We start from the raw sequence: 8,871 nt of genomic DNA on the forward strand, positions 1-8,871 counted from the left end.
CCACCACAGCCGTCCCGGCTGTCCCCTGTCAGCGGCCCGACCCAGGTGGCCGCCCCCCGCCCAGCCCAGCGGCCCGACCCGAGCGGGGTGCCCTGCCGGCCTGCCCAACCGGGGAGCATGTCCCCTGGCGGCCCACCGGCCGACGACGCAGATGTCCGCACTGTCAGGCCACCAGCCGGGGCCACGGGCGTCCACGGCCTGCCGGCCCGCCGATCCGGCCCCGACGGCCGGCCGGACGCGGCAGACGCCTCACCGGCCATCGGCCCGGCGGGGTTCCCGCCAGCCGACCGGCCCGGATCCCCTGGGTGCCCCTGCCGGCTCACCGGACCGGTCCCGCGGGCCGCGCGCCGGTGAACCGGCCGGACCCCGTGGGCGCCTCACCGGCCGGGCGGGCGGAACCCGCGCGCACCCTGCCGACCGAGCGAGCGGGGTGCGGGTGCGCGGGCCGGGGCGGGGGTCAGCTGAGGTAGTCCTCGGCTATGCGGGCCGCGATCCGCTCCAGGATGGGGCCCGCCTCGGCGATGCAGCGGGCGACGTCCGGCTCGACGGACGTCAGGGGGTACGCCCGCTCGATGCCGGCCCGTAGCAGCGCCTCCTCCGGCAGGGTGAGCCGTCCGCACACCGCCACCACGGTCCGGCCCGCGGCCCGCGCCGCCGCGGCGACTCCCGCCGGCGCCTTCCCGTGCAGGGTCTGCTCGTCGAGCGACCCCTCCCCGGTGATCACCAGCGAGGCCCGCTCCAGGGCGGGCGCGAAGCCCAGCACGTCCAGCATGACCTCGATGCCGGGCCGGAACCGCGCGCCCAGCAGCAGCGCGCCGAAGCCGATGCCGCCCGCCGCGCCCGCGCCCGGTGCCGCGGCGTACTCCGCCGCGCGTGCTCCGGCCGCCGTCTCCAGCACCTGGGCGAAGTGGGCGAGGGCAGCGTCCAGTGCCGCCACGTCGTCGGGTGTGGCCCCCTTCTGCGGCCCGTACACCGCCGGCGCGCCCTTGGGCCCGGTCAGCGGATTGTCGACATCACTGGCCAGCACCAGTTCGACCGAGGCCAGCCGGGGATCGAGGCCGGAGAGGTCGGCGCGGGCCAGGGCGGCCAGGCCGCCGCCGCCCGGCGCCACCGGCTCCCCCGCCTCGGTCAGGAACCGGGCACCCAGCGCGGACAGCATCCCGGCGCCGCCGTCCGTCGTGGCGCTGCCGCCGACGCCGAACACGATCGTCCGCGCGCCCGCGTCCAGCGCGGCCCGCAGCAGCTCCCCGGAGCCGTACGTCGAGGCGGTCAGCGGCGCGAACACACCGGCCGGCAGCCGCTGGAGCCCGCTCGCCTCGGCCATCTCCACGACCGCGGTGCCGTCGCGCAGCGCGAACGCGGCCGTCACCTCCTGGCCCAGCGGCCCGGCGACCCGCACCTCGCGCCGTTCGAAACCGGCCGCGACGGCCGCGTCCACGGTGCCGTCACCGCCGTCGGCCACGGGCAGCGCCTCGGCCACGAGGTCCGGCACGACCCGGCGCAGCCCGGCCGTCACCCGCTCGGCGACCTGCACGGCCGTCAGCGAGCCCTTGAACTTGTCCGCGGCGATGAGCACCCGACGGGTCTCGTTCCCTGCAGCGTCCGCCACCTTGTCTTCCCCTTGCTCTCCGGGCCCCGCGCACGTCAGGGCCAGTCGCGCCGCTGTGACCATAACCGCAGGACACCTCCGCCGTCATGCGCCGCCCGAACCGTGGGAAGCCGCCCGCGCGCCGGGCCCGGCAAAGTGGGTACACCCCTGCCATGAGCACCCAGCGCACCGGCCCCGGCCTCGGCGACCGCATCCACGGCGGCTGGCTCGGCCGGATCGCGGGCAACATGCTCGGCAAGCCGGTGGAGCAGGGCGAGGTGTGGACCCGCGACCGCATCGACCGCTATCTGCGCCGGGCCGCGGCACTGCCGCTGACCGACTACCTCCCCGAGCCCTCCGACCCGGCAGAGGCCGCCGTGCTGCGCCCGGAGTGGCGCCGGTGCGTGCGCGGGCGGATCCACGGCAGCTGCCGGGACGACGACATCGACTACGCGATCCTCGGCCTGCACCTGCTGGAGACCCACGGTTTCGGCTTCAGCACCGAGCAGGTCGGTGACCTGTGGCTGCTCAGGCTGCCGTACCTCCAGACGTTCACGGCGGAGCGGGCGGCGTACCGCAACCTCGCGAACGGGCTGAAACCGCCGCTCACGGCGACGTACGACAATCCGTACCAGGAGTGGATCGGCGCGCTGATCCGCGCCGACGTGTACGGCTGGACCTGCCCGGGCGACCCCGCCCGGGCCGCCGGCCTGGCCCGCCGGGACGCGGTGCTGTCGCACACCGGCAACGGGGTGTACGGCGCGATGTTCGCGGCGGCGCTGATCGCGGCGGCCTTCACCGCCCCGGACGTGCGGGACGCGCTGGAGAGCGCGCTCGCCGTGATCCCGGCGAGCAGCCGCCTCGCCCGGACCGTACGGCGGGTCGCGACCCTGCACGAGACCCGGCTGCCCTGGGAGGAGACGCTGGCCACCGTGGCCGCGGAGACCGCCGGGCTCGGCTGGATCCACACCGTGCCCAACGCGGCCGTCCTCACCGCCGGACTGCTGTACGGCGACGGCGACTTCACCCGGACCATCGCCCTGACCGTGCGCGGCGGCCTGGACACCGACTCCAACGGGGCGACGGCCGGCTCGGTGGCCGGCGTGTTCACCGGGGCGGACGCCATTCCGGCGCAGTGGCGCGATCCGCTGGAGGACACGGTCCGCAGCGCGGTGTTCGGCTTCGACGGCGTACGGATCGGTGCGCTGGCCGAGCGCACCCTGCGCCTGGCGGTGGACGGGACATAGCCGGCCGGTGGCTGGTTACCCTTCCTGGATGACCACGACTCCTGATTTCGCCACATACGTCGCAGGCCTGCCCCGGATCATCGCCGGAGCCGCCGCGCTCTTCCGGGACGCCGAGGGCCGGGTGCTGCTCGTCGAGCCCAACTACCGTGAGGGCTGGGCGCTTCCGGGCGGAACCATCGAGTCCGACGACGGCGAGACCCCGCGGCGGGGCGCGCGCCGGGAGACTCTGGAGGAGATCGGGCTCGACCGGGAGCTCGGCCGGCTGCTGGCGGTGGACTGGGTGCGCGGTGTGGGCCGGCCGCCGCTGGTCGCCTATCTGTACGACGGCGGTCTGCTGACCGAGACCGACCTGAAGGCCATCCGCCTCCAGGAGGAGGAGCTGCTGTCGTGGCAGCTGGTCGCGCGGGACGACCTCACCGCGTATCTGCCCGGCGCGCTCGGCCGCCGGGTGCTGGCCGCCCTGGACGTCCTCGCGGACGGCTCCGGCACGGCGGAACTGGAGAACGGCAACCGCGTGTCGTGACCGCCCGGCCGGCCCCCTGATATCCGTTCGCGGCGGGTGGGGAGCCCCGCCTACGCTCGGTCGCATGACCAAGCCGCTCGTCGCCGTGTTCAGCGGGGCCGGTGTCTCCACCGACTCCGGCATCCCGGACTACCGCGGGCCGAACGGCCTGTGGCGCCGGGATCCGGACGCCGAGAAACTCGTGACGTACGACTACTACATGGGCGATCCGGAGATCCGGCGGCGGTCGTGGCAGATGCGGCGCGCGAACCATGCGCTGCGGGCCGAGCCCAACGCGGCGCACCGGGCGGCGGTCGAGCTGGAGCGGTCCGGCACCCCGGTGCGGGTCATCACGCAGAACGTCGACGGGCTGCACCAGCTGGCCGGGATGCCCGCCCGCAAGGTGCTGGAACTGCACGGCAGCGCGCGGGACGTCCTGTGCACGCGGTGCGGTGCGCGCGGGCCCATGGCGGACGCGATCGCGCGGGTGGAGGCGGGCGAGGACGACCCGCCCTGTCTGCGCTGCGGCGGCATTCTGAAGCCGGCGACCGTGATGTTCGGTGAGCACCTCGATCCGGCCGTGCTGGGCGACGCGGTCGCGGTCGGCAAGGCCTGCGACGTCTTCGTCGCCGTCGGCAGCAGCCTCCAGGTCCACCCCGCGGCCGGCCTCGCGGGCGTCGCCGCCGACCACGGGGCCCGGCTGGTCATCGTCAACGCGGAACCCACGCCGTACGACGAGCGGGCCGACGAGGTGATCCGCGAACCGATCGGGACGGCCCTCCCCCGGCTCCTGCGGCTGCTCGGCGCCGACAGCACACCGTAGGGGAACCGGGTCCCGGGCGACTGTGCGCGGCGCTCAGAAGAGTGCGCTGCCGCGCTCGAAGTCGAGCAGGCGCCGCTTGCGGTCCAGGCCGCCGCCGTAACCGGTGAGGCTGCCGTCGGAACCCACCACCCGGTGGCAGGGGACGATGATGCCGACGGGGTTGCGCCCGTTGGCGAGGCCGACGGCGCGGGAGGCCCGGGGATTGCCGAGGAGGTCGGCGAGTTCGCCGTACGTACGGGTCTCGCCGTAGGGAATGCGGGCCAGCTGCTGCCAGACGCTGCGCTGGAACGGCGTTCCGTGCAGCCCGAGCCGGACGGTGAACCCGGTCGACTCGCCCGCGAAGTACGTCTCCAGCTGCTCCCGGGCCTCGGCGAAGACGGGCAGGGTGTCGTCGCGCGGCCCGAAGGACTCCTCGCCGGGGCGGTGCCGCTGGCCGGCCATGTACAGGCCGCACAGGGCGCCCTCGGCGTCGGCGACCAGGGTGAGCGGCCCGTAGGGGCTGTCGGTCACGGTGTGGTGGTTCATCGGGTTCCTTCAGGCCGGGAGGAAGTTGATCGGGTGGGTGTCGGTCGCCCACAGGTACTGCACCGCGTACGCCCGCCAGGGCCGCCAGCCCGCCGCGCGGGCGGTGAGCGCGGCCGGGGTGGACGGCAGGCCCAGCTCCTTCGCGGCGCGGCGGATGCCGAGGTCGGTGGGGAGGAAGGCGTCGGGGTCGCCGAGGGCGCGCATCGCGATGATGTCGGCCGTCCACGGCCCGAAACCGGGCAGTGCCAGGAGCCGGGCGCGTGCCTCGGCCCAGTCGGTCTCCACTCCCAAGTGAAGCGTACCGTCCGCGAGTTGGCGGACGAGGGTGGTGAAGGTGGTGCGCCGGGTGCGGGGCATCGCCAGGGTCTCGGGGTCGACGGCGGCCAGTGCCTCCGGGGTCGGGAACAGGTGGGTGAGCCCGCCCTCCGGGTCGTCCAGGGGCTTGCCGTGCGCGGTGACCAGGCGGGCCGCGTGGGTGCGGGCGGCGGCGGTGGACACCTGCTGGCCGAGCACGGCGCGGACGGCGAACTCGTCCTCGTCGACCGTGCGCGGCACCCGGCGGCCGGGGCCGCTGTCCACCAGGGGGGCGAGCAGCGGGTCGGCGCGCAGCCGGTCGTCGACGGCGACCGGATCGGCGTCCAGGTCGAGCATGCGGCGGCAGCGGCTGATGGCCACGGTCAGGTCGCGCAGGTCGCTGAGGGTGAGGCGGCAGGCGATGTGGTCGGGCCGCGGGGCGAGGGCGGCGATGCCGTGCCCGTACGGCAGCCGGAGCGTGCGCCGGTAGGCGCCGTCCCGCCACTCCTCGACTCCGGGTACGGCGGTCGCGGCGAGGTGGCCGAAGAGGTTCGACGGGTTGAGAGGGGCGCGGAACGGCAGCCTGAGGGTGAGCACGCCCGGGGTGCCCGCGCCGCTGCGGGGCGCCCGGGCCCGCAGCTCGCTCGGGGACAGGGCGAAGACCTCGCGGACGGTGTCGTTGAAGGCGCGCACGGAGGAGAAGCCGGCCGCGAAGGCGGTCTCCGTCATGGGCAGCGGGGTGGTCTCGATGAGCAGCCGTGCGGTCTGGGCGCGCTGGGCGCGGGCGAGGGCGAGGGGGCCGGCGCCCAGCTCGGCGAGCAGCTGCCGCTCCACCTGCCGGGTGCTGTAGCCGAGCCGGGCGGCGAGTCCGGGGACGCCTTCGCGGTCCACGACGCCGTCGGCGATCAGCCGCATGGCGCGGGCCACCAGGTCGGCGCGCTGGTTCCACTCCGGGGAGCCGGGGCTGGTGTCGGGGCGGCAGCGTTTGCACGCCCGGAACCCGGCCTGCTGGCAGGCCGCGGCGCTCGGGTGGAAGGTCATGTTCTCCGGCTTGGGCGGCACGGCCGGGCAGCTGGGCCGGCAGTAGATGCGGGTGGTCAGGACGGCCGTGAAGAACCAGCCGTCGAACCGCGCGTCCTTCGACCGCACGGCCTGTACGCACTGCTCCCGGTCGAGGTGCATCCCTGTCTGCATGCGTCCAGCATGGGCCACGGCCCGCCCCGGTCGCTGGCGGAAATCCGACACGTACGTCGACCTGGCCAGGGACCCGGCCGACCGGATCGAGCAGCCGGGCCCGTTTCGCCGCTGCGTTCGGACCGCGCCGCCGGTGCCTCGGGTCCCCGGGCGCGGAGCGGCCTCAGACGACTCGCTCCTGGCGGAACCGGGTGATCCACTCGGCGGTGGTGCGCAGGCCGCCGAACGTGTAGAAGTGCACCTTCACCACGCCGTGCCGCTCGGGGTCGTACCGGTCGGCCAGTGCGCGCAGGAAGCGGTCCGGGCCGGCCGTCCCCACGAGGTGGGTCAGCGAGAAGCCGTACTTGCGGGCCACGGAGGCGCTGGTGCCGACGCCGAACCGGGCGGCGTAGCCGAGCAGCCGGCGCACCCCGGCCGGGCCGGGGACGCCGATGCGGACGGGCAGGTGCACGCCGCGCGCGCGGAGGTCCTCCAGCCAGGTGAGGACCGGGTCGACGTCGAAGCCGAACTGGGTGATGACGTCGCCGGTGAACCGGTGGGCCGCGATGGCCGCCGCCTTCTCCGTGAGCGCCGCCCACAGGGCCGGGCCGGGTATCCCGGGGTGGCCCTCCGGGTAGCCGGTGATGCCGACGTGCCGGACGCCGTACTGCCCGAGCGGCCCGGTGCGCAGGACGGCGAGGGCGTCCTCGTAGGGGCCCTCGGGCCGGGCGGGGTCGCCGCCGACGACGAACACGTTCCCGGCGGTGCCGTCGGCCGCCAGTCCGGCGAGGAACTCCTCCAGTGCGGCCCGGGAGGGCAGGCGCCGCGCGGAGATGTGCGGTACGGGCACGAACCCGAGCCGTCCGACCGCGCGGGCCGCGGCCAGCCGGGTGGCGGCGTCCTCACCGGCGAGGAAGGTGATGTTGATCCGGGTGCCCGGCGGAATGCCGTCGCGCGCCTCCTCGAGGCCGGGCGTGTCCTTGCCGGTCATCTCCAGGGAGAAGTCGTCCAGCAGGGAGGTACCGGTGCCCCGATCCGGGCTCCCGGTGCCGTGCGGGCAGGGGGCACCGCCCTCGGACGGGGCGGTGACGGCGGGGTTCATCGTGCTCCTCGTACGGCGTGGTCCTGGCCCGGGCCGATGATGCCACGCGGCCCGCCGGAACCGCCGCCCAGGGGGCCCGGGTCAGGCGGCGGCCGCTTCCTGCCGGGACGCGAGCGCCCAGATGACGAAGACGTCGAGCGCCATCACGATCACCGACCACAGGGGCGCGTACGGCAGGAACAGGAACTGGGCGATGAGGCTGAGCGCGGCCAGGATCAGGCCGGTGAAGCGGGCCCAGGTCTCGTCCTTGAGCAGGCCGATGCCGGTGCCCAGGACGAGGGCGCCGAGGATGATGTGGATCGTGCCCCAGCCGGTGAGCGTCATCTTGTAGACGTAGGCGCCGATGCGGACGTAGACGTGGTCCCCGACGACCGCGGCGATCCCCTGGAGGACGGCGAGGACGCCGCTGCACACCATGAGGACTCCCGCGAACGTGACGCCGCCGGTCACCCAGTCGTCGTCCCGGGCCCCGGGCTGCCGTGGCGGCCGTGAGCCGCCCGCGGGTCCCGGTCCGGTGGGCTGCGCCGCCTGGCTCATGAGCGTGTCCTTTCTGCCCCCCGTTACCCGGAAAGTGCCCCCGCGCTCGCGAGGAGCGCGCGGGCACTTCCGAGCGTCGGGCCGGCGGCCCGCGGACGCACCAGGGACGACGCCGTCCGGGTGAGCGGCCGTCGGGTGCGCGCGCCGCCGCACCGCACGGGAGCGGGTTCGGCCGGCGCGGGCGGAGTCCGCCCGCGCCGGTGGCTCAGGAGTGCTCGGGGTCCGGCGTCAGAACGTGACGTCCGAGCAGGCGTAGAAGGCGTTGCCCGTGTCCGCGATGGTCCACACACCGAGGATGACGTGGCGGCCGCTCAGCCCGGCCGGCAGGGTGCCGCTGTGACTGAGGGTGGCCGGCGGCTGCTTGCCGCCGTAGGGGACCGTCAGGAACGGGGTCGTGTTCAGGTCGGCGCGCGTCAGGGCGTGATCCTGGTTCCAGCCCTGCTTGGTGACGTAGTACCTGAAGTCGGTCGTCGCGTGCCGCGCCTCGAACTGCCAGCGGAAGGTGTAGCTCTGGCCGCCGGTGACCTGCGTGGTGGGCCACTCCGTGCCCTTGGGGGTCCGCGCGCCGTCGAGCCGGCCGAAGCGGCTCTCGCCGCCGGAGCAGAGCCGGCCGTCGGCCGGTCCGCCCGCCGGGAAGCCCTTGGGGCCCTCGACGCTCTGCGGTTCCCACTGGATCTCGCCGCAGCCCTTCACGGTGCCGTCGGCGCAGAGCAGCTGCCTGCTGATGGGGAGGTCGGTGTAGCCGTGGCTGCTGGCGCCGCCGGTGGAGAGGACGAGGGCTCCGGCGGTGGTGAGGCCCAGAACGGCCGCGTACAGCTTGGCCTTGGTGCGCATGTAGCCGCTCCTCGGAACGTGTGGGGAGTTCGGTGAGCTGAAACGTGCCGCGTGCGTTGGTCTAGACCAAGCCTCAGGTTATGGCGGTTACTTGAACATGTCCATACCAATGAGGGGATGGTTTCCGGCCGTCCGGCGCGGACCACTGCCGCGCCGCTGGCCAGGACGACCGAAGATCCGAGGGGAGACGACGGGGATGACGCCGGGGCGCAGGAGCAGCACCTTCACCCGTCTGCTGCGGCACGG

Annotated in this window: 9 protein-coding genes; 3 read left to right on the top strand and 6 right to left on the bottom strand. The window is 75.0% G+C overall.

What is annotated here, in order from left to right:
* Positions 1–457 precede the first annotated feature (457 nt).
* The gene (locus tag ABZ117_RS29870; RefSeq protein ID WP_356825109.1) at positions 458–1,609 is read right to left on the bottom strand and encodes a glycerate kinase; all 1,152 of its coding nucleotides are present in this window, start codon (positions 1,607–1,609) and stop codon (positions 458–460) included.
* A 152-nt stretch (positions 1,610–1,761) separates the two neighbouring features.
* Between ABZ117_RS29870 and ABZ117_RS29875 the strand changes: the two genes are divergently transcribed.
* The 3 genes from ABZ117_RS29875 to ABZ117_RS29885 all read left to right on the top strand — a co-directional run bounded on the left by ABZ117_RS29875 (position 1,762) and on the right by ABZ117_RS29885 (position 4,160).
* Positions 1,762–2,835, top strand: a complete 1,074-nt coding sequence (locus ABZ117_RS29875; protein WP_356825111.1) for an ADP-ribosylglycohydrolase family protein — start codon at positions 1,762–1,764, stop codon at positions 2,833–2,835.
* 28 nt (positions 2,836–2,863) lie between these two features.
* Positions 2,864–3,358: an NUDIX hydrolase gene (locus tag ABZ117_RS29880; RefSeq protein ID WP_356825113.1), complete on the top strand. Its 495-nt coding sequence runs from the start codon at positions 2,864–2,866 to the stop codon at positions 3,356–3,358.
* A gap of 64 nt (positions 3,359–3,422) precedes the next feature.
* Positions 3,423–4,160 carry a Sir2 family NAD-dependent protein deacetylase gene (locus ABZ117_RS29885; RefSeq protein ID WP_356825115.1) on the top strand — a complete coding sequence of 246 codons (738 nt, stop codon included), beginning with the start codon at positions 3,423–3,425 and terminating at the stop codon, positions 4,158–4,160.
* Positions 4,161–4,193: 33 nt separating this feature from the next.
* Here the strand turns inward: ABZ117_RS29885 and ABZ117_RS29890 are convergent, their stop codons facing one another.
* The 5 genes from ABZ117_RS29890 to ABZ117_RS29910 form a co-directional block, all read right to left on the bottom strand.
* Positions 4,194–4,685, bottom strand: coding sequence for a methylated-DNA--[protein]-cysteine S-methyltransferase (locus ABZ117_RS29890; protein ID WP_356825117.1), 492 nt, complete (start codon positions 4,683–4,685; stop codon positions 4,194–4,196).
* Between the two features lie 9 nt (positions 4,686–4,694).
* The gene (locus ABZ117_RS29895) at positions 4,695–6,173 is read right to left on the bottom strand and encodes an AlkA N-terminal domain-containing protein (protein ID WP_356825119.1); all 1,479 of its coding nucleotides are present in this window, start codon (positions 6,171–6,173) and stop codon (positions 4,695–4,697) included.
* A gap of 163 nt (positions 6,174–6,336) precedes the next feature.
* Entirely contained in the window at positions 6,337–7,143 is an 807-nt protein-coding gene (locus tag ABZ117_RS29900; protein ID WP_356825135.1) for a methylenetetrahydrofolate reductase, read from the bottom strand.
* A 192-nt stretch (positions 7,144–7,335) separates the two neighbouring features.
* Positions 7,336–7,791, bottom strand: coding sequence for a hypothetical protein (locus ABZ117_RS29905; protein ID WP_356825121.1), 456 nt, complete (start codon positions 7,789–7,791; stop codon positions 7,336–7,338).
* 228 nt (positions 7,792–8,019) lie between these two features.
* Positions 8,020–8,625, bottom strand: a complete 606-nt coding sequence (locus ABZ117_RS29910) for a lytic polysaccharide monooxygenase auxiliary activity family 9 protein (RefSeq protein WP_356825123.1) — start codon at positions 8,623–8,625, stop codon at positions 8,020–8,022.
* Between the last annotated feature and the right edge of the window lie 246 nt (positions 8,626–8,871).

It is taken from the genome of Streptomyces sp. NPDC006309 (assembly GCF_040613095.1).
Lineage (GTDB): Bacteria > Actinomycetota > Actinomycetes > Streptomycetales > Streptomycetaceae > Streptomyces.

Excerpts from the sequence above, each read along its gene's own strand:
- ABZ117_RS29875 (WP_356825111.1), top strand. The coding sequence starts at position 1,762 with ATGAGCACCCAGCGCACCGGCCCCGGCCTCGGCGACCGCATCCACGGC.
- ABZ117_RS29880 (WP_356825113.1), top strand. The coding sequence starts at position 2,864 with ATGACCACGACTCCTGATTTCGCCACATACGTCGCAGGCCTGCCCCGG.
- ABZ117_RS29885 (WP_356825115.1), top strand. The coding sequence starts at position 3,423 with ATGACCAAGCCGCTCGTCGCCGTGTTCAGCGGGGCCGGTGTCTCCACC.
- ABZ117_RS29890 (WP_356825117.1), bottom strand. The coding sequence starts at position 4,685 with ATGAACCACCACACCGTGACCGACAGCCCCTACGGGCCGCTCACCCTG.
- ABZ117_RS29895 (WP_356825119.1), bottom strand. The coding sequence starts at position 6,173 with ATGCAGACAGGGATGCACCTCGACCGGGAGCAGTGCGTACAGGCCGTG.
- ABZ117_RS29900 (WP_356825135.1), bottom strand. The coding sequence starts at position 7,143 with ATGACCGGCAAGGACACGCCCGGCCTCGAGGAGGCGCGCGACGGCATT.
- ABZ117_RS29905 (WP_356825121.1), bottom strand. The coding sequence starts at position 7,791 with ATGAGCCAGGCGGCGCAGCCCACCGGACCGGGACCCGCGGGCGGCTCA.
- ABZ117_RS29910 (WP_356825123.1), bottom strand. The coding sequence starts at position 8,625 with ATGCGCACCAAGGCCAAGCTGTACGCGGCCGTTCTGGGCCTCACCACC.